The following is a 19256-nucleotide window of genomic DNA, read 5'->3' as shown; positions in this document are numbered from 1 at the left end:
GGCCCCAATCCGCAAGAAGCCAACCAAGCCTCCGCCCACCCCAAGCCCCCACGAGGCAGCCCCAAGCACCCCAAGCCACCAAGTGCTAAGCCCCCACCAAGAAACCCACCCCTCACGAACCCCAAGCCCAAGCCCCTCACGCACCAACCGAAAACCCCCAAGGAACCCACCCCCCAAGGAACCCACCTCCAAGGGACCCAAGCTCGCACCCCCACTCACCACGAACCCCCAAACCCGCACCCGCCCCCAAGCTCACCCCTAACGAACCCCAAGCCCGCACCCACTCCCAAGGAACTCGCCTCCCCAACCCACCCCCCTCACACCCGCCGCAGGAACTCCCGCAGGGCCTCGGTGACCTCCTCGGGGGTCCAGGTCAGGCCGGGTTCGGTGACCGTGACCTCGGTGAACGACAGTCCGGGCGGGAGCCCGGGCTCGTCCCAGGCCCGGAACAGGGCGACCCCCGTCTCCTCGGCCTGGGTGGCCGTCGCCGTCATCAGGTGCTCGGACTCGTGGGGCAGCCACAGGTGGAACTGGTGGGTGTGCGGTACCCGGGGCTGGAGCCTCCACCAGGGCACCTCGGCCGCTCGTAGCCCCTCGTCCAGGGCGTCGGCCACCCGCCTCGCCTGGTCCACGAAGGAGGGCAGCCGGGGCAGCCGGTGTTCCAGGCCGTTGAGGGCGCTGAGCGCGGCGGGCCACTGCTGGAACGGCAGCCCGCCGTACCGGTGCCGCCAGACCCGGGCCTCCTCGACCAGGGTGGCCGGACCCGCGAGGGCCGCCCCGGAGAGTCCGCCCAGCGACTTGTAGAAGGAGACGTACACCGAGTCGGCGAGGTCGGCGATCTCGGGCAGGCTCCGCCCGAAGTGGCGGGCGCACTCCCACAGTCGGGCCCCGTCGAAGTGGACCACCGCCTCCCGTTCCCGCGCGGCCTCCACGGTGGCGACCAGCTCGTCCCAGTCGGGCAACAGGAACCCCGCGTCGCGCAGGGGCAGTTCGAGCATCAGGGTGCCGAACGGCTCGGGAAGTTCGGCCACTTCCCGTGGGGTCGGTGGCCGGGGTTCCCGGGTGGGGTGGGTCAGGCGCAGCCCGGCGAGCTGGGTGAGCGCCTCGTCCTCGTGGACCACGGGGTGGGCCAGCGGGTGGAGGGCGACCAGCGGGTTGTCCAGGCGCTGGGCCCAGCAGCGCAGGGCGATCTGCTGGGCCATGGTCCCGGTGGGGAAGAACAGCGCGGCCTCCTTGCCCAGGACCCGGGCGGTGCGTTCCTCCAGTTCGGCCACCAGCCCGTTGCCGTAGAGGTCGGGGTGGGTGTGGTCGAGGTCGTACCGGGGCGCGGCCTCGGCGGCGGTCCGGGACAGGGCGCGCGCCAGGGGTTCGGCGGTGGAGGAGCGGGCCAGTACCCGGGAGGCCTGACGGTGGGCTTCCCGTACTCGCCCGGCGAGGTCCTCCGGGGGGTCCGGGGCTACCTCGGGGGAGGGGTGCGGTGGCTCGGGGGCTGGGGGAGCTGTCTCCATGCGGGGGATCATCCCCCCGCCGGTACGCCCGGTCCACGGGATTACGGTCCCGTCCGGCGGCGGACCGGGGCACCCGGGGGCGCGCGTAGCATGGCCGGGACACGTCCGGTACCCCGAAGTCGGACCGGAACGGCGGACGGAAGGTCCCTCTCCGTGAACCCAGAACCTCCCCAGCCCCGCCCCAGGGAGCGGGCCGAGGACCGTCCCGCGCGGCTGCGTGTGGGGGTGGTCGGCAGTGGCCGGGTCGGGTCGGCGCTGGCCGCGTCCCTGAGCCTGGCCGGACACCGCGTGGTGGCCGCGTCCGGGGTGTCCGACGCCTCGCGCGCCCGGGCGGCGGCGCTGCTGCCGGGCGTGCCCCTGGTGGAGCCGGTACGGGTGCTGGCGGAGGCCGAGTTGGTGCTGTTGACGGTGCCGGACGACGCCCTGCCGACGCTGGTGAACGGGTTGGTGGACACCGGGGCGATCCGGCCGGGGCAGCTGCTGGTGCACACCTCGGGCCGGTACGGGGTGACCGTGCTGGACCGGGCACTGCGGGCGGGTGCCCTGCCGTTGGCGCTGCATCCGGTGATGACGTTCACCGGCACCCAGGTGGACGTGCAGCGGCTGGCGGGTTGTTCGTTCGGGGTGACCGCTCCCGAGGAGTTGAGGTTGGCGGCCGAGGCGCTGGTGATCGAGATGGGCGGGGAGCCGGAGTGGGTGGCCGAGGAGGCCCGGCCGCTGTATCACGCGGCGCTGGCGATGGGCGCCAACCACCTGGTGACGCTGGTGGCCCAGTCGATGGAGCTGTTGCGGGCCTCGGGGGTGTCGGCGCCGGACCGGATGCTGGGCCCGCTGCTGGGCGCGGCGTTGGACAACTCGTTGCGGTCGGGGGATGCGGCCCTGACCGGGCCGGTGGCGCGGGGGGACGCGGGCACGGTGGCGGTGCACGTCGCCGAACTGCGTCGGCACGCCCCGGGGGTGGTGGCCGGCTATCTGGCGATGGCCCGGGCGACGGCCGACCGGGCCCTGGACCAGGGGCTGTTGAAGGCGGAGCTGGCGGAGGACCTGTTGGGTGTGCTGGCGGAGGAGGACGAGCGGTGAGCCTCTCGGAGCGGGCGGTGGGACCGCTGGTGGCGCGTGGCGCGAAGGAGCTGGCTCTCGGGTTGCGGGAGCGTGCCGGGGCGGGCGGCCGTACCTGGGTGGTGATGACCATGGGCGCGCTGCACGAGGGGCACGCCACCCTGGTGCGGGAGGCCCGGGACCGGGCGGCGCCGGGCGACGTGGTGGTGGTGACGATCTATGTGAACCCCCTCCAGTTCGGCCCCGGTGAGGACTACGACCGCTATCCGCGCACTCTGGACGCCGACCTGGAGCTGTGCCGGGAGCTGGGCGTGGACGTGGTGTTCGCCCCGGACACCGCGACCGTCTACCCGGCGGGACTGCCCCGGGTGCGGGTGAGCGCGGGCGCGATGGGGGAGCGGTACGAGGGCGCGTTCCGGCCCGGGCACTTCGACGGGATGTTGACGGTGGTGCACCGGCTGTTGCGGCTGACGGACGCCGACGTGGCCCTGTACGGGGAGAAGGACGCGCAGCAACTGGCGCTGATCCGGCGGATGGTGCGGGACTTCGGCATGGACGGCGCGGTCGAGGTGCGCGGACTGCCGACGGTGCGGGAGCCGGACGGGCTGGCCCGGTCCAGCCGTAACCGCTACCTGTCGCCGGAGGAGCGGGTGACCGCGCTGGCGCTGTCGGCGGCGCTGTTCGCCGGGCGGGAACGGGCGGACGCCGGGGCGGGCGCGGTGCGCGCGGCCGCCGGGGCGGTGCTGAGGGAGGCGGAGTCCCTGCGCCCCCCGTTGGAGCTGGACTACCTGGCGCTGGTGGACCCCGAGGACTTCGCCGAGGTGGGCGAGGACCACCGGGGCGAGGCGGTGCTGGCGGTGGCCGGCCGGGTGGGTTCGACCCGGCTGATCGACAACGTACGACTGGCCCTGGGAGGCAGACGGTGACTGGCGGCTCGGACATATCCGCGACCGGGGGCGCCGCGCGGCTGGCCGCCCCGGAGCCGGGGTGGGCGATCGACGCGGACGTGGTGGTGGTCGGCTCCGGGGTGGCCGGCCTGACGGCCGCGCTGCGCTGTGTGGAGCTGGGGCTGCGCACCGTGGTGGTGACCAAGGCCCGGTTGGACGACGGTTCGACGCGTTGGGCGCAGGGGGGTATCGCGGCGGCGCTGGGCGAGGGCGACAGTCCGGGGCAGCACCTGGACGACACTCTGGTGGCCGGCGCGGGGCTGTGTGACGAGGCGGCGGTGCGGACGCTGGTGACGGAGGGTCCGGGGGCGGTGCGGCGGCTGATCGAGGCGGGCGCGGTGTTCGACGCGGACGCTTCCGGGGAGATCGCGTTGGCCCGGGAGGGCGGCCACCATCGTCGCCGTATCGCGCACGCGGGTGGGGACGCCACGGGCGCGGAGATCTCCCGTGCGCTGGTGGCGGCGGTACGGAGCCGGGCGCTGCGTACGGTGGAGAACGCCCTGGTGTTGGACCTGTTGCGGGATGGTGAGGGCCGTACGGCGGGGGTGACCCTGCATGTGATGGGGGAGGGGCAGCACGACGGGGTGGGCGCGGTGCGCGCGCCGGCGGTGGTGCTGGCCACCGGGGGGATGGGCCAGGTGTTCTCGGCGACGACCAATCCGTCGGTGTCCACCGGGGACGGGGTGGCGTTGGCGTTGCGGGCCGGGGCGGAGGTGTCGGACCTGGAGTTCGTGCAGTTCCATCCGACGGTGCTGTACCTGGGGCCGGAGGCGGAGGGGCAGCAGCCGCTGATCTCGGAGGCGGTGCGGGGTGAGGGCGCCCACCTGGTGGACGGGGACGGTACCCGGTTCATGGTGGGCCAGCACGAGTTGGCGGAGCTGGCGCCGCGGGACGTGGTGGCCAAGGGCATCATGCGGCGGATGCGGGAGACGGGCGCGGACCGGATGTTCCTGGACGCCCGGCACTTCGGCGCCGCCATGTGGGAGCGGCGGTTCCCCACGATCCTGGCGGCCTGCCGGGCGCACGGTATCGATCCGGTGACCGAGCCGGTCCCGGTGTCGCCGGCCGCCCACTACGCCTCGGGCGGAGTGCGTACCGACCTGTCGGGCCGTACGACGGTGCCGGGCCTGTACGCCTGCGGGGAGGTGGCCTGTACGGGGGTGCACGGGGCGAACCGGCTGGCCTCGAACTCCCTGCTGGAGGGCCTGGTGTTCGCCGAGCGGATCGCGGAGGCGGTACGGGAGGACCGTGCCGGCCGTACCGCGCCGGGACCGGAGGCGGGGGTGGTGCCGACGGCGCCGTTGCTGCCTGCGGAGGCCCGGACGGTGGTCCAGCGGATCATGACGCGGGGCGCGGGGGTGTTGAGGTCGCGGGAGACTTTGGCGGAGGCGGCGGCGGCGCTGGACGCCCTGGTGGCGGGGGTCGGCGCGGAGGGGGCGGAGGCCAAGGGGGTGCCGAGCGTGGACGCCTGGGAGGTGACCAACCTGTACCTGGTCGCCCGGGTGCTGGTCGCCTCGGCGGAGCGCCGTACCGAGACCCGGGGCTGCCACTGGCGGGAGGACCACCCGGAGCGGGTGGACGGGGAGTGGCGGCGGCATCTGCGGGTGTCCCTGCGGCCCCGGTCGCCGCACCGTAGTGTTCGGCCTGGCACCGCCTCGTGGGGCGGCCTGGAGCCCGTGATCCGTGGTACCGAGTCCACCGCCTTCCCGCCCGTGCCGTGGCGGGGGGCCACACCCGAGGGGGAGCACCCGTGAACAGCCAGACATCCGTACCGGGCGAGCTGCCGTTGGCCGAGGGCGCCGGGGACGGCTGCGGGGACTCCTGCGGCTGCGGCGCCGGCCACGAGCCGGAGTGCGGGCTGGACCCGGACCTGGCGCGGCTGCTGTCCGACGCCGGCCTGGACCCGGTCCAGGTGGAGGACGTGGCGCAGGTGGCGCTGGCGGAGGACCTGGCCTGGGGCCCGGACGTGACGACGCTGGCCACGGTGCCCGAACAGGCCGTCTGCGCGGGGGACTTCACCGCCCGGGAGGCCGGCACGGTGGCGGGCCTGCGGGTGGCGGAGGCGGTGCTGTCGGTGGTGTGCGCGGAGGAGTTCGAGGTGGAGCGCCCGGTGGAGGACGGCGCCCGGGTGGCCGCGGGCGAGGTGCTGTTGACGGTACGGGCGCGGACCCGTGACCTGCTGACGGCGGAGCGCAGCGCGTTGAACCTGCTGTGCCGGCTGTCGGGGGTGGCCACGGCGACCCGCCGGTGGGCGGACGCGTTGGAGGGTACGGGGGCGTCGGTGCGGGACACCCGTAAGACGACGCCCGGGCTGCGGGCGTTGGAGAAGTACGCGGTGCGCTGCGGGGGTGGGGTCAACCACCGGATGTCGCTGTCGGACGCGGCTCTGGTGAAGGACAACCACGTGGTGGCGGCCGGGGGCGTGGCGGAGGCGTTCCGGCTGGTGCGTCAGGCGCGGAAGGACGTGCCGATCGAGGTGGAGGTGGACCGGCTGGAGCAGATCGAGCCGGTGCTGGCCGAGGGCGCCGACCTGGTCCTGTTGGACAACTTCTCCCCGGAGGAGACGGCCGAGGCGGTGCGTCTGGTGGCCGGCCGGGCGGTGCTGGAGTCCTCGGGCCGGCTGTCCCTGGACAACGCCCGGGCGTACGCGGCCACCGGGGTGCGCTATCTGGCGGTGGGCGCGCTGACCCACTCCTCCCCCATCCTGGACATCGGACTGGACCTCCGCGAGGAGGGCTGAGTGCCCGTCACCCCACGATTACTGGACTGGAACCGGAACACCCCATGCTGCTGACCATTGACGTAGGCAACACCCACACGGTGCTGGGTCTGTTCGACGGTGAGGAGATCGTCGAGCACTGGCGGATCTCCACCGACGCCCGTCGTACGGCGGACGAACTCGCGGTGCTGCTCCAGGGGTTGATGGGGATGCATCCGCTGCTGGGCGAGGAGTTGGGGGACAGCGTCGACGGGATCGCGATCTGCTCGACGGTGCCCTCGGTGCTGCACGAGCTGCGTGAGGTGACCCGTCGTTACTACGGCGACATCCCGGCGGTACTGGTGGAGCCGGGTGTGAAGACCGGCGTGCCGGTGCTGATGGACAACCCCAAGGAGGTCGGCGCGGACCGGGTGATCAACGCGCTGGCGGCGGTGGAGTTGTACGGCGGCCCCTGCGTGGTGGTGGACTTCGGCACCGCGACCACCTTCGACGCGGTGTCGGCCCGGGGGGAGTACGTGGGCGGGGTGATCTCGCCGGGTATCGAGATCTCGGTGGAGGCGCTGGGGGTGAAGGGCGCGGCGTTGCGGAAGATCGAGCTGGCCCGCCCCCGCAACGTGATCGGCAAGAACACCGTGGAGGCCATGCAGGCCGGTGTGCTGTACGGGTTCGCGGGTCAGGTCGACGGGGTGGTGAACCGCATGGCCGCCGAGCTGGCGGACGACCCGGACGACGTGACGGTGATCGCGACCGGGGGGCTGGCCCCGATGGTGCTGGGGGAGGCGTCGGTGATCGACGAGCACGAGCCCTGGCTGACCCTGATCGGTCTGCGCCTGGTGTACGAGAGGAACGTGGGCCGCACCTGAGGTCCGCCCCCGGCCCTCCGCCACCGGTTCGTGGGCGGTTGCCGAGGCCCGGTTCCGTGGCGTCGCCCTGTCCCGTACCGGTGGCCGTGGGGTCGGGCGGCGGGGCCGTGAGGTGTACGGGCCGCGCCTGCGGGCCGGCCTCGTGGCGGCGCGGGCTCCGGGCGGTCTGGGCCGCCCCCGCCCTGGTGGTCGCGGCGCGGTGTCCTCCGCTGCCCCCGGAGGTCCTTGGGCGGTGCGCCCGAGGACCTGGCCCGGTGGGCCGGGGCCGGCGGTGTGTTCGGTGACCGTGAGGGGCACTGAGGGGCCGCGTGCGGTACGGAACACGGTTCCGTACCGGGTGTCCGGCCCTCGTGGCGGTGGGCGCCGGCGGTCGGTGCCGACGGAGGGCGGTCACCGCGAGAGCCCGTTTCGGGTGAACCGGGGTCGGTGGGGTCAACGGCGGCTCCGACCCGTGGTGGCGGGGGCCGTACGGGGGTGTGGCACCACGCCACGACCTCCCCGGGTGCCTGTTTTGTCCGCTTAGCACTTAAAGTCGACCTCATGTCGACTCCATACGGCTTCCGAGGCGGAGGGGCCCTCAGCGTGGAGGGTCCGCCCGTGCTCCGTGGGGCCCCGAGGCCCCGGCGGGCCACCGCGCCGACCCCACCGGAGGGCGCCCTCCCGCCCACGGGCACGCCCCGACCGGCGCCCGGCCGCGCGGTACCCGCCGTGGACGGCCGCCCCCGGCCCACCCCGGCGGTCGACGTCGCCCCCGGGCGGCGCTCCCGCCCCCTCCCGGCCGCCACCCCGGACCGCCTCCGCGAGGCGCGGGCGGGCAGCGCGGAGTCGCCGTACGGGCCGCCGGGCGCCGGCCACGCCGGCCACGTACCCGCCCCACCGGGCGGGAGAGCCCCGTACGTCGGCAGGCCCGACGACACCGACCCCCGCTGGCCCGCCACGACTGGTCGGACGAGCGGAACCCGAGGTCACGACCGTGGCCGCCGCCCTTCGGGCGTACGGCCGCAGACGACGAGGGAGGCAGGCGGATGACCACCCGGCGCCAAGGACAGGACACCGAACGCTCGGCTGCCGAGCGCACCCACGCCGAACGGGGCGAGGCGGACGAACGCGGGACCCGCCAACCCCAGCGGGCCCAGAAGCCCTCGCAGTCTCCGCCCGCCAAGCCCTCCCGGCCGGTGCCCACACCGGCCGAGGTCTTCCCACCCCGCAAGCGGCCCCGGACGCCTCCGGGCGAGGGAGCGGAACCCACCGACTGACGGCCGGCTCCACGGCTGTCGCGGCCACCGGGGCGGCGGCTCCCCTTCGACGCCGCCCCGGTCAGCTGTGGCCCCGGGGTCACAGCCGACCGAGGGCTCCCCGGTTCGGAGGCCGTACGGGGCGCGGACTACGCTGGAACCCCGCGTTCGAGGAGGCCGGCACCCATGGAGTACATCGCGGCGTTGACCCCGCCCACGGTGATGGCGGTGGCCTTCACGGCCCTGATCGTCACCATCGTCAAGAGCCAGGGCGGTCCGAACAAGGCCAAGGAGGACGCCGCCGTGGACGCCGCCATGGAGCGGCGCGCCGCCCGCGACGCCGACTGACGCCCCACCCCGTACGCCCTTCCGGTGACGTTCCGGTCGGGTACGCCGACCGTCCCCCGTGGAGTTGGTGGGGAGCGGCTTCGTGGACAACGTCCTTTTGCGGTACGGAAGTTGTCGGGTTCGGCATCCCCCGTGGATGTGAACGGTCACCGAGCGATATTCGGTATTCACGGTTGGCCGTTACGGTCACCCCCTTACCCCACGGTCTTCCGTGCCGTGACCCGTGTTCGGTCTTGGGTCCTGAGTGACCTTCCGCGCCCTTCCGTGTCCTTCGAGGGGTGGAAGAGTTCCCGGACCGGGGGTTCATTGATCACCTTCCGCCCGCTTGCCGTTGGCTCACCGTACGGAGGCGGTAACCCAAAAGCGCTGGTCCGCAGGGCAATTTGGGCATCTGCCCCTATTATTCTCGTGTGCCTCGACCATTGGGAGAGCTGGAAGACGCCGTGATGACGCGGGTATGGGAGTGGAACCGCCCGGTCACTGTCCGAGAAGTGCTGGAAGATCTGCAACGGGAACGCTCCATCGCCTACACCACGGTGATGACGGTAATGGACAACCTGCATCAGAAGGGCTGGGTCCGACGCCAACAGGAAGGCCGTGCCTATCGATATGAGGCGGTGTCCACCCGTGCCGCCTACTCGGCGGCCCTGATGAACGAGGCGTGGTCGTCCAGTGACAATCTCGCCGCCGCGCTCGTCGACTTCTTCGGCATGATGTCGCCGGAACAGCGACAGGCCCTACGGGACGCCCTGCGGGTACTGAGACTGAACGGCGTACACCTGGACTCGACCACCCGGGACGAGGAAGCCGTCGGGGAAACCGGGCCCGAGGAACCGCCGGAGAGAGGGGAGCGTCACGTTCCCCTCGGGGAAACCCCGGCCGGCGAGAGCGGCCACCCGGGCGGCTAGTCCTCCGCTATGCCGAGGGGAAGGGCGAGAAGCGTGACGGAAACACCGGAGCGATGTCCCGACCCCGGCGAGGGGGAGGCGGAAGGCGGGCGATAACGTCGCTTCATGGCAGTTGCCGGGACTTCTCCCACCGAGGTGACCGTACGTCGCGCCAGGACCGCGGACGTGCGGTCGGTGCGACGCCTCATCGAGACCTACTCCCGTGACCGCATCCTGCTCAACAAGCCCACCGTGACGCTTTTCGAGGACATCCAGGAGTTCTGGGTGGCCGAACGGGACCACGACGCCGAGGTGGTCGCCTGTGGAGCGCTGCACGTCATGTGGGAGGACCTGGCCGAGGTGCGAACTCTCGCCGTCGACCCGGAGTTGAAGGGCGCCGGGGTGGGGCATCTGCTACTGGAGAAGCTGCTACAGACGGCTCGCTGGATCGGCGTACGCCGCATTTTCTGCCTCACCTTCGAAGTGGAGTTCTTCTCCAAGCACGGCTTCGTCGAGATCGGGGAGACCCCGGTGGACACCGACGTGTACAGCGAGCTGCTCCGTTCCCCCGACGAGGGAGTCGCCGAGTTCCTCGGTCTCGAACGAGTGAAGCCCAACACCCTGGGCAACAGTCGTATGCTGCTGCGTCTCTGAGACCACCGCTCCGCTATGTCCGAAAAATCCCGGGAATCTCGCTCGTGATCGATGCGGTTCCGCCCCAGGGTTTGTGTTTTTACGGGAAAAGGGGTTTGCTTTCGTCGGCAGTATCGGTATTCGGTATTCGAGAGGGAAGCCTGAGGCGGACCGAAGATGCCGAAGGTCAGTGGCTAGGAATGGGAGCAAACACGTGGCACAGAAGGTTCAGGTCCTTCTTGTTGATGACCTCGACGGTGGCGAGGCCGACGAGACCGTAACGTTCGCCCTTGACGGCAAGAGCTACGAGATTGACCTCACCACGGCTAATGCGGACAAGCTGAGGGACGCCCTTGAGCCGTATCTGAAGAATGGCCGTCGGGCCACCGGGCAGCGCAGCCGTGGAAAGGGTCGCGCCCAGTCCGGCGGTTCCAGTGCCCAGGACACCGCGAAGATCCGCGCCTGGGCCAAGGACAACGGATACGAGGTGAATGACCGAGGTCGGGTGCCGGCCAACATCCGCGAGGCCTACGAGAAGGCCAACGGCTGAACCGCCACCACGGTCAACTTCTCGGACCGCCGGCCGGAGAGCCCCGTGGGGGGCACGCCTCACGGCCGAGCGCGAACTGGCCGGCCAAGCGGGGCCGGCCAGCGACGACAGCGGAACCGACGGTCGGCGCGCCGATCGCGGCGCGAGCCGGAACGGTGCGCGTCGTACCGGGAGCGTTGACGCACGAGGAAACGAGCACGGCACAGCACCCGGGCGTGACGTACGGCGTCGGAGGTGCCCCCGCCCCCGGAAGGGGGCGTGACCCGGTCCACCGCCCTGACGGGAGCCCTCCCCCTGTGGACCCCGCCAGGAGACCGGGGCACCCCGCCCGTACGTCCGCCCACCGTGACCCGGGCGAACCCGGGCCCGGCCGGCGAGACCGCGTCAGGGGAGAGGCCTGAGGTGAGGAGGCGCGCCCGCACCGGGCCGCCCGGACGCCCTCGGGCCCCCTGTGGGCCGGCGCCCACCACCCGCGCGGACGACCGCCGTGGTGAGCGCGCCCAGGCGCCGTCACCGCCCGTACCGGAAGCCCGCCGGACCGTCAGCCGCCCGACACCGGGCAGAGCCAGGTCGTGACCCTCCGCGCCGGTACGGCGCGCCCCGGCCGAGTCGCCGACTCCGGGTCCGCTGGGCGTTACCCCACTTCGTCGGTCTGACAACTCTGTTCGCCCGTAGCGGATGCCTATGGTGCACCCGGCATGGACTGTCAGTGTCGCCGGGTAGGAAGTCCCTAGTGGGACGGGGGTGCGTACCGATGACGACCATCAGTTGGCGGAGTGCCGAACGCGGAGCGTTCGCCGTCGGCGTAGGGGATCCGGGCGATCGAGCTTGGCCTGCGGGAACATCGTCTCGCACCATCGAGGTTGGGACAGTTGTCCACTGTTTGGGCCGAGGGGCCAGTGCTGGAAGTCTCCGTACGTGCGGGGATGATCCTGAGCGGTCCTCGCTTGCGGGACTAAGCTGCGGAAGGACAGAGAGGGGACGGACCCCTCACTGCCTGACCGCTCTGAGGAGCGATTAACGATGTTCGAGAGGTTCACCGACCGTGCGCGGCGGGTTGTCGTCCTGGCTCAGGAAGAAGCCCGGATGCTCAACCACAACTACATCGGCACCGAGCACATCCTTCTGGGCCTGATCCACGAGGGAGAGGGTGTTGCCGCTAAGGCACTGGAGAGCCTCGGGATCTCGCTTGAGGCTGTCCGTCAACAGGTGGAGGAGATCATCGGCCAGGGCCAGCAGGCCCCGTCCGGCCACATCCCCTTCACCCCCCGGGCCAAGAAGGTGCTGGAGCTGTCCCTCCGTGAGGCGCTCCAGCTCGGCCACAACTACATCGGCACCGAGCACATCCTGCTCGGCCTGATCCGCGAGGGCGAAGGCGTCGCGGCCCAGGTCCTGGTGAAGCTGGGCGCCGACCTCAACCGGGTGCGCCAGCAGGTCATCCAGCTGCTGTCCGGTTACTCCGGCGGCAAGGAGGCCGCGACCGCCGGTGGCCCCGCCGAGGGCACCCCGTCCACCTCCCTGGTGCTGGACCAGTTCGGCCGCAACCTCACCCAGGCCGCCCGCGAATCCAAGCTCGACCCCGTCATCGGGCGCGAGAAGGAGATCGAGCGGGTCATGCAGGTCCTCTCCCGGCGCACCAAGAACAACCCGGTGCTGATCGGTGAGCCCGGCGTCGGTAAGACCGCCGTGGTGGAGGGGCTGGCCCAGGCCATCGTCAAGGGCGAGGTTCCCGAGACCCTCAAGGACAAGCACCTCTACACCCTGGACCTCGGCGCCCTGGTCGCCGGTTCGCGTTACCGCGGTGACTTCGAGGAGCGGCTGAAGAAGGTCCTCAAGGAGATCCGCACCCGCGGCGACATCATCCTGTTCATCGACGAGCTGCACACCCTGGTGGGCGCGGGCGCCGCCGAGGGCGCCATCGACGCCGCCAGCATCCTCAAGCCGATGCTGGCCCGGGGCGAGCTGCAGACGATCGGCGCCACCACCCTGGACGAGTACCGCAAGTACCTGGAGAAGGACGCCGCCCTGGAGCGTCGTTTCCAGCCGATCCAGGTGGCCGAGCCGACGCTGCCGCACACCATCGAGATCCTCAAGGGTCTGCGTGACCGGTACGAGGCCCACCACCGCGTCTCGATCACCGACTCCGCGCTGGTGGCCGCCGCCCAGCTCGCCGACCGCTACATCTCCGACCGGTACCTCCCGGACAAGGCCATCGACCTCATCGACGAGGCCGGCTCCCGGATGCGTATCCGCCGGATGACCGCTCCGCCGGACCTGCGCGAGTTCGACGAGAAGATCGCCACGGTCCGCCGTGACAAGGAGTCCGCGATCGACTCGCAGGACTTCGAGAAGGCCGCTTCCCTGCGCGACTCCGAGAAGCAGCTGCTGGCCCAGAAGGCCAAGCGGGAGAAGGAGTGGAAGGCCGGCGACATGGACGTCGTCGCCGAGGTGGACGAGGAGCTGATCGCCGAGGTGCTGGCCGCCTCCACCGGCATCCCCGTCTTCAAGCTCACCGAGGAGGAGTCCTCCCGGCTGCTGCGCATGGAGGACGAGCTGCACAAGCGCGTCATCGGTCAGAAGGACGCCATCAAGGCGCTCTCGCAGGCCATCCGGCGTACGCGTGCCGGCCTGAAGGACCCCAAGCGCCCCGGTGGTTCCTTCATCTTCGCCGGCCCGTCCGGTGTGGGTAAGACCGAGCTGTCCAAGACGCTCGCCGAGTTCCTGTTCGGCGACGAGGACGCGATGATCTCCCTGGACATGTCCGAGTTCAGCGAGAAGCACACCGTGTCCCGGCTGTTCGGTTCGCCCCCCGGGTACGTCGGCTACGAGGAGGGCGGCCAGCTGACCGAGAAGGTCCGCCGCAAGCCGTTCTCCGTGGTCCTCTTCGACGAGGTGGAGAAGGCCCACCCGGACATCTTCAACTCCCTGTTGCAGATCCTGGAGGACGGTCGGCTGACCGACTCCCAGGGCCGGGTCGTGGACTTCAAGAACACGGTCATCATCATGACCACCAACCTCGGCACCCGGGACATCTCCAAGGGCTTCAACCTGGGCTTCGCCGCCCAGGGCGACGTCAAGACCGGGTACGAGCGGATGAAGGCCAAGGTCAACGACGAGCTGAAGCAGCACTTCCGCCCCGAGTTCCTCAACCGTGTCGACGACACCGTGGTGTTCCACCAGCTCACGCAGGAGGACATCATCCAGATCGTCGACCTGATGATCGACAAGGTGGACGAGCGGCTCAAGGACCGCGACATGGGCATCGAGCTGAGCGGTGACGCCAAGAAGCTGCTCGCCAAGAAGGGCTACGACCCGGTGCTCGGCGCCCGGCCCCTGCGCCGGACCATCCAGCGGGAGATCGAGGACGTGCTCTCGGAGAAGATCCTCTTCGGCGAGCTGCGGCCCGGTCACATCGTGGTGGTGGAGACCGAGGGCGAGGGTGAGGCCGAGACCTTCACCTTCCGGGGCGAGGAGAAGTCCGCGCTCCCGGACGCCCCTCCGGTGGAGGCCGCCGGTGGCCCGAACCTCTCCAAGGAGGCCTGACGGACACCCGATGAGCCGCCCCCTCTGGCCGGGGAGCGGTGAGCACATCGAGTGAGGAAGGGGCCGGCGCCGAGCGCGCCGGCCCCTTCGCTCCGCCCGGGGAATCCCCGCCGGCCCTGGGGCCGCGCCCGCCCGGCCCCAGGGCCGTACCCGTACCCGGGCAGCGGCCCCGGAACGGGGTTACCGGCTCAGCGGTAGGTGATACGGATGCCCTCCGGCACCCCGGTCACCCGGTCCAGCCGGGGGCTCACCCGCAGGGTGTGCAACTGCGGGAAGGCGCTCAGCCACTCCATGGCCCCGCCCAGGTCGGCGGTCAGCCACAGATGGGTGACCCGTTCCCGTACCAGGCCCTCGACCAGCTGCTCCGGGGTCAACTCGTCGATCACCTGGATCCGGTCACGGCCGCCCAGCTTCCGCAGCGCGGTCAGCTCGGCCTCGTCCGACACCGGGAAGTACAGGCCCTCCGGGTCCAGATGGGCGATGATCTCCTCGGCGTACCGCTCGGTGTCGAAGTGCCGCCAGGGGCGCGCCAACTCGGCCCGTACCCGCAGCGAGGGGTGGTCCCGCAGCCGTACCAGGTAGTCGATGGCCGCGTCGTCCTGCACCCGGGTCGCGGTGACCGCCAGCCGGTACGCCTCCTCCGCGGGCAGCTCCTCCGGGGCCTCCGGCAGCAGCTCCAGCACGATCGGCCCCACCCAGCCCAGCCCCCGGGCGCCCCGCTCGTCACTGGGCCGCACCATGAAGCGGGTGTCCCGCAGTACGTGCTCGCGCGTCGCCGGGTCCAGCTCGCCCGCGTGGTCCATGCAGGCCACCGCCATCAACCGACGGTGCTTGCGCTCCCGCACCGACAACTGGGGGCAGGGCGCCATCAACCGTTCCAGGAAGGCGGCGCACTCGTCCGGCCGGGCGTGGGCGGTGGCCATCCTGATGACCTCCTCCCACTCCGTCTCGTGGGCGTGGTCCACCAGGGACAGGTACTGCCCGCGTTCCACGAACTCCTTGGCACCCAGATAGTCCTGGAAGGTGCGGTGGGTGAACTCCACCGCCGTGTACGGCTGTTCGCGCAGCATCCCGGTGCGGTGCACCAGATGGTCCAGGATGCGTTCCCCGTCCCCCTGCCGGCGCGCGGCCGGGAGGAAGCGCAGCGACTCCTCCAGGATGGCCACCGCCCGCTCCCGCTCCAACCGGGGGCGGCCGTGGTCCAGCGACCAGTACGCCAGCTTCTGCAGCAGCCGTTGCCGCTGCTCGCGCTCCAGGTCGATGTCGTCCGCGTGCAGCACCTCCCGCTCCGGGTCCCGGCGCTGGAGCAGCATGTTCATCGCCGCCTCGTACAAGGCCTTGCGGCCCTGCGGCAGCACACCGAAACGGTCCCGGTTCAACGCGCAGATCAGCCCGCACATCAGCGGGTTGGTGGCGATCTGCCGCAGCTCCCGGAACAGCCGTACCGAACGCAGCAACCGCTCCTGGTAGCCCGGCAACTGGTCGTGGTCGTCGCCCTGGTCCGCCGCGGCGGCCGTGTGCCAGGCGGTGATGAAGGCCATCACCTGCTCCCGGTTCATCGGGGCCAGCAGCAGCTCGTGGAAGCCCTCGTCGGCCAGCCACCCCTCGTCCACCGCCGAGGGACGGGAGGTGACCAGGCAGGTGTTGCCGGAGTAGATCCGCAGCAGCCTGCGCAACTGGTCCCGCAGCCGGGCCCGTTCGCCCTCCGGCGCCTCGTCGATGCCGTCCACCAGCAGCAGACCGCGCCCGGCGGTCAGCACCCGTATCACCCAGCCCTCGGGTGCCTCCTCCGCCAGCGGGTGGTCCACCCGACTCAACAGCTCGTCGGGGGCGGGGAAACCGTCCCGGGCGAACCGGCGCACCGGCAGCACGAAGGGGATACGCCCCCGCAGCTGCGCCAACCGGTTGGGCAGCCGGTCCTCGGCCGTGGTGACCGCGAGCCACTGGATGAGGGTGGTCTTGCCCGACCCCGCCGCCCCGCGTAACAGCACCCGTTCCTGGCTGGTCAGCGCGTGCTCGGCGGCCACCATGGACTGCTCGCCGTCCTGGGTGGGCTCCACCTCCGCGTCCAGGCTCAGATAGGTCGCGTGCAGCGGCCAACTCGCCGGCGCGTTGGGCAGGTCGATGCCGTAGATGGTGACCTGGTCGTGCAGCCGGGCGGTGGCGCGCAGGTAGCGCGCCTCGAACTCGGAGTCCTGGCTCGGCGGTGTCGGATCGCGAAGGATTGCCACGTCGTTGAGGTCCACTAACTGGCCGATACGGTGGCCACGCTCGCCCAGGTGCTCGGCGATGTACGCCGAACGCTGGGTGAGGTGGTGCAACAGGTGCAGGCAGACGTTGTCCAGCAGGCTGTCGTGGAAGCTGGCCGCCCGGAAGGTCAGCGCCCGCTCCGGCCCCGGAGCGGCGGCGCGCAGTCTGCGCGCGTAGGCGTGGGCCCCGTCGCGTACCGCCTGGACGTCGGTGACCTCCAGCTCGCCCATGGTCGCCAGCATCCGCGCCAACTGCTCGCCCACCGCCCGCCGTTCGTCCGGCGGCGGATACCCCGCGCTGGCCCCCAGCTCCACCATCCCGGCGGCCAGTGACTCCAGACCGGCGTGGTCCAGGGTGGGGTTCGCGCCCCGGAACGCCACCTGGGAGGCGATCAGCTCCTCCCCGACGGGAAGGGGACGGGCACGCAGCAACCGCCCGATCAGTGGGGCGATGTCGGCGGACGAGAGGCGTACCGCGGGCTGCATGGTTGCTCCCAATGGCCTTCGTGCACGGGGCGGTTGACGGTGTGCGGGGGGTTCGTGCGCCGTACCTCCGAGCCAGGGTAGTCGGTTGACGGACAGTCAGGGGGTGGCGTTTCCGGCCGGAGAAGGGCGGTGCCCCGGCCCCCGGACGACGGGACAACTCCCGGTGGGGGAGCCCGACATGCACCGGTACGGGCGGTGCGCGTCGTTCCGTGCGGCGCCGCCCGGGCCCAGGCAACCGTGACGGTGACCCTGGCGTCCTAGGAGGTGAGCCGCCGTGTGGAACCCCGAGGGCGTCCACACCCAAGACGACAGCACGCCACCCCCCGTACCGGGCGTCGACCGTCCACCGCCACGGGCGGTGAACGGCCCCGGATTGGCCGCTGAGCTGGACCATCTGGAGGACAAGTGCGCCCGCCCAGCCTTCTCACCCGCCGCCTGCCGCGCGGCCTGGCCTCCCGCAGAAGCCTTGCCGTCGCGGTGTCCCTGGTCGTGGTGGGCAGCGTCGTCGCCGTGGAGGCCGGCGCCCTCTCCCAGGGCGCCTCCTACGAGACCAGCCGCACCCGCGCCACCGCCGCGGCCCGCCCCGCCGGGCTGCCACCCAAGGTCGACTTCAACAACGACGGCTACGAGGACCTGGTGCTCGCCGCGCCCCACGCCACCACCGAAGGGAAGAAGAACGCCGGCTACCTCGCCGTGGTGTACGGCTCCGCACGCGGCGCCAACCCCGGGAAACGGCAACTGCTGTCCGCCGAAGGCGAGCGGATACCCTTCCCCGCCCGCCGCGACGCCCGGTTGGGGCAGGTCACCGCCGCCCGTGACCTGGACGCCGACGGCTACACCGACCTCGCCGTACCCGCCGGGCCCCGGGGACGCCTCGTCGTGCTGTTCGGCTCCCGGAGCGGCCTCACCGCCGGGCAGGCCACCCCCGAGTCCCTCCACGCCGACGGCTCCTCCCTCGCGGCCGGCGACCTCAACGGGGACGGCAACACCGACCTGGTCACCCTGGACAGCGCCCCCTCCGACGCCAGGTCCGAGGTCGCGCCCCGCCCCCTGCGGGTGCTGTACGGCCCGTTCAACAGTGAGGGCGAACCCAGGAAGAACAGCCCCCTCGCCGGGGCGCCCGCCCGGACCGCGAGCACCTCCGGGCGCGACCCCCACCTGCTCGCCGGCGACCTCAACGGGGACGGCAAGGACGAGCTTCTGCAACTCGCGCCCGAGGGCGCCCCCCGTACACCCACCCGGTACTGGCACGGCACCACGGCGGGCCCGCGACCGTCCGCCCGCCGACTTCCAGCGGCCACCGCCGCCACCATCGGCGACACCGACCGGGACGGCTACGGCGACCTGGTACTCCGGGTGGCCGCGCCCGGGCGGTCCGGCGACCACGACGGTCCCGGCGCGCTACGCATCGTGCGCGGTTCCGCCAAGGGGCCGACCCGTCACGGCCGCCTGATCCAGCGGGACAGCCCCGGGATGCCGGGACGCGACGAGTTGGGCGACCGGTTCGGTACCGCCCTCACCGCCGGCGACGTCGACGGTGACGGCTGCGCCGACCTGGTGGTGGGGTTGCCCGCCTGGGACGAGGCCCGTCCGAAGCGTGACGAAGAGGGAGTACGCGGCGGTGACGGCGCCACAGCGCGGCACCGCGACAAGGGCGGCGCCCACCCGGGCCGGAACGGCGCCCACCTCGGCCAGGCCAGCACCGGTCACGGCCACCGCCAGGCGGCCACCGGAGGAGACGGTTCGGGCGGCGGAGCGCCCGCCGGCGGTGGGGTGCTGCTGCTCCGTGGCGCTACCAAGGGGCTCAGCGCGGAGGGGGCCCGCCACTTCACGCAGGAGCAGTCCGCGATCCCCGGCATCCCCGAGCGGGGTGACCTCCTGGGCGCGGCGGTCACCCTCATGGACACCAACGGCGACCGTAAGGACGACCTCGTCATGGGCGCTCCCGGCCAGGACGGTGCCGAGAAGGACAGCGGCGCCGTCTGGGTCGTCCCCAGCAGCCCCTCGGGGCTGGCCACCCGTCGTTCCTGGTCCATGGGTCCGGGGGCGATCGGTGCCCCTGGGACCGGTGGGGGGCTGGGGGCCGCACTCGGTCGGTGAGGTGGGGTGGGGGGCGTGAGGGGGTGTGAGGAGGGGGGGTGTGTGAGGGGTGCGTTGGCGGTGGGGTTTGGGTTGGGGGCGGGTGGGGCGGGGTCGGGTTGTCACAGGTTTTGTGGTGGGTGGGGTGCT

Annotated in this window: 14 protein-coding genes; 12 read left to right on the top strand and 2 right to left on the bottom strand. The window is 72.1% G+C overall.

The genetic code is table 11. The annotated features are described in order from the left end of the window. Positions 1-317 precede the first annotated feature (317 nt). Complete coding sequence (locus ABZT14_RS25390; protein WP_356306817.1) at positions 318-1508, bottom strand: beta-eliminating lyase-related protein; 1191 nt, start codon at positions 1506-1508, stop codon at positions 318-320. A gap of 153 nt (positions 1509-1661) precedes the next feature. Between ABZT14_RS25390 and ABZT14_RS25385 the strand changes: the two genes are divergently transcribed. From ABZT14_RS25385 to ABZT14_RS25335, 11 genes are all read left to right on the top strand, one after another. Then, complete coding sequence (locus ABZT14_RS25385) at positions 1662-2588, top strand: DUF2520 domain-containing protein (protein ID WP_356306814.1); 927 nt, start codon at positions 1662-1664, stop codon at positions 2586-2588. Positions 2589-2638: 50 nt separating this feature from the next. Continuing rightward, a complete protein-coding gene (gene panC / locus ABZT14_RS25380) occupies positions 2639-3493 on the top strand; it encodes a pantoate--beta-alanine ligase (RefSeq protein WP_356306820.1) in 855 nt (284 codons plus the stop codon). Next, positions 3490-5268 (top strand): L-aspartate oxidase, encoded by a 1779-nt coding sequence (locus ABZT14_RS25375; RefSeq protein ID WP_356306811.1) that lies wholly within the window; start codon positions 3490-3492, stop codon positions 5266-5268. The genes panC and ABZT14_RS25375 overlap by 4 nt, the downstream gene beginning before the upstream one ends. Next, positions 5265-6254, top strand: coding sequence for a carboxylating nicotinate-nucleotide diphosphorylase (nadC, locus tag ABZT14_RS25370; RefSeq protein WP_356306808.1), 990 nt, complete (start codon positions 5265-5267; stop codon positions 6252-6254). Before ABZT14_RS25375 ends, nadC begins: the two co-directional genes overlap by 4 nt. A gap of 44 nt (positions 6255-6298) precedes the next feature. Beyond that, positions 6299-7096, top strand: a complete 798-nt coding sequence (locus ABZT14_RS25365; RefSeq protein WP_356306805.1) for a type III pantothenate kinase — start codon at positions 6299-6301, stop codon at positions 7094-7096. 1025 nt (positions 7097-8121) lie between these two features. Continuing rightward, positions 8122-8352, top strand: a complete 231-nt coding sequence (locus tag ABZT14_RS25360) for a hypothetical protein (RefSeq protein WP_356306802.1) — start codon at positions 8122-8124, stop codon at positions 8350-8352. Positions 8353-8517: 165 nt separating this feature from the next. After that, a complete protein-coding gene (locus ABZT14_RS25355) occupies positions 8518-8679 on the top strand; it encodes a hypothetical protein (RefSeq protein WP_356306799.1) in 162 nt (53 codons plus the stop codon). A gap of 410 nt (positions 8680-9089) precedes the next feature. Further along, positions 9090-9587: a BlaI/MecI/CopY family transcriptional regulator gene (locus ABZT14_RS25350; protein ID WP_356306796.1), complete on the top strand. Its 498-nt coding sequence runs from the start codon at positions 9090-9092 to the stop codon at positions 9585-9587. A 105-nt stretch (positions 9588-9692) separates the two neighbouring features. Beyond that, the gene (locus ABZT14_RS25345; protein ID WP_356306793.1) at positions 9693-10220 is read left to right on the top strand and encodes an amino-acid N-acetyltransferase; all 528 of its coding nucleotides are present in this window, start codon (positions 9693-9695) and stop codon (positions 10218-10220) included. Between the two features lie 193 nt (positions 10221-10413). Next, entirely contained in the window at positions 10414-10749 is a 336-nt protein-coding gene (locus ABZT14_RS25340) for an Lsr2 family protein (RefSeq protein ID WP_356306790.1), read from the top strand. Positions 10750-11772: 1023 nt separating this feature from the next. Beyond that, positions 11773-14292: an ATP-dependent Clp protease ATP-binding subunit gene (locus ABZT14_RS25335; RefSeq protein WP_356306787.1), complete on the top strand. Its 2520-nt coding sequence runs from the start codon at positions 11773-11775 to the stop codon at positions 14290-14292. Between the two features lie 188 nt (positions 14293-14480). Here ABZT14_RS25335 and ABZT14_RS25330 read toward each other — a convergent pair whose 3' ends face one another. Continuing rightward, positions 14481-17027: an NACHT domain-containing protein gene (locus ABZT14_RS25330; RefSeq protein WP_356306784.1), complete on the bottom strand. Its 2547-nt coding sequence runs from the start codon at positions 17025-17027 to the stop codon at positions 14481-14483. A 405-nt stretch (positions 17028-17432) separates the two neighbouring features. Here ABZT14_RS25330 and ABZT14_RS25325 point away from each other — a divergent pair, with 405 nt between their 5' ends. Beyond that, positions 17433-19127 carry an FG-GAP-like repeat-containing protein gene (locus tag ABZT14_RS25325; RefSeq protein ID WP_356306781.1) on the top strand — a complete coding sequence of 565 codons (1695 nt, stop codon included), beginning with the start codon at positions 17433-17435 and terminating at the stop codon, positions 19125-19127. Positions 19128-19256 lie beyond the last annotated feature (129 nt).

The sequence above is a fragment of the Streptomyces sp. NPDC005438 genome, from assembly GCF_040606315.1.
Classification (GTDB): Bacteria; Actinomycetota; Actinomycetes; order Streptomycetales; family Streptomycetaceae; genus Streptomyces.
This window is presented reverse-complemented; position numbering and strand designations above follow the sequence as displayed.

Coding starts and splice junctions, on each gene's coding strand:
- ABZT14_RS25355 (WP_356306799.1), top strand. CDS start 8,518: ATGGAGTACATCGCGGCGTTGACCCCGCCCACGGTGATGGCGGTGGCC.
- ABZT14_RS25345 (WP_356306793.1), top strand. CDS start 9,693: ATGGCAGTTGCCGGGACTTCTCCCACCGAGGTGACCGTACGTCGCGCC.
- ABZT14_RS25365 (WP_356306805.1), top strand. CDS start 6,299: ATGCTGCTGACCATTGACGTAGGCAACACCCACACGGTGCTGGGTCTG.
- ABZT14_RS25335 (WP_356306787.1), top strand. CDS start 11,773: ATGTTCGAGAGGTTCACCGACCGTGCGCGGCGGGTTGTCGTCCTGGCT.
- ABZT14_RS25330 (WP_356306784.1), bottom strand. CDS start 17,027: ATGCAGCCCGCGGTACGCCTCTCGTCCGCCGACATCGCCCCACTGATC.
- ABZT14_RS25390 (WP_356306817.1), bottom strand. CDS start 1,508: ATGGAGACAGCTCCCCCAGCCCCCGAGCCACCGCACCCCTCCCCCGAG.
- ABZT14_RS25360 (WP_356306802.1), top strand. CDS start 8,122: ATGACCACCCGGCGCCAAGGACAGGACACCGAACGCTCGGCTGCCGAG.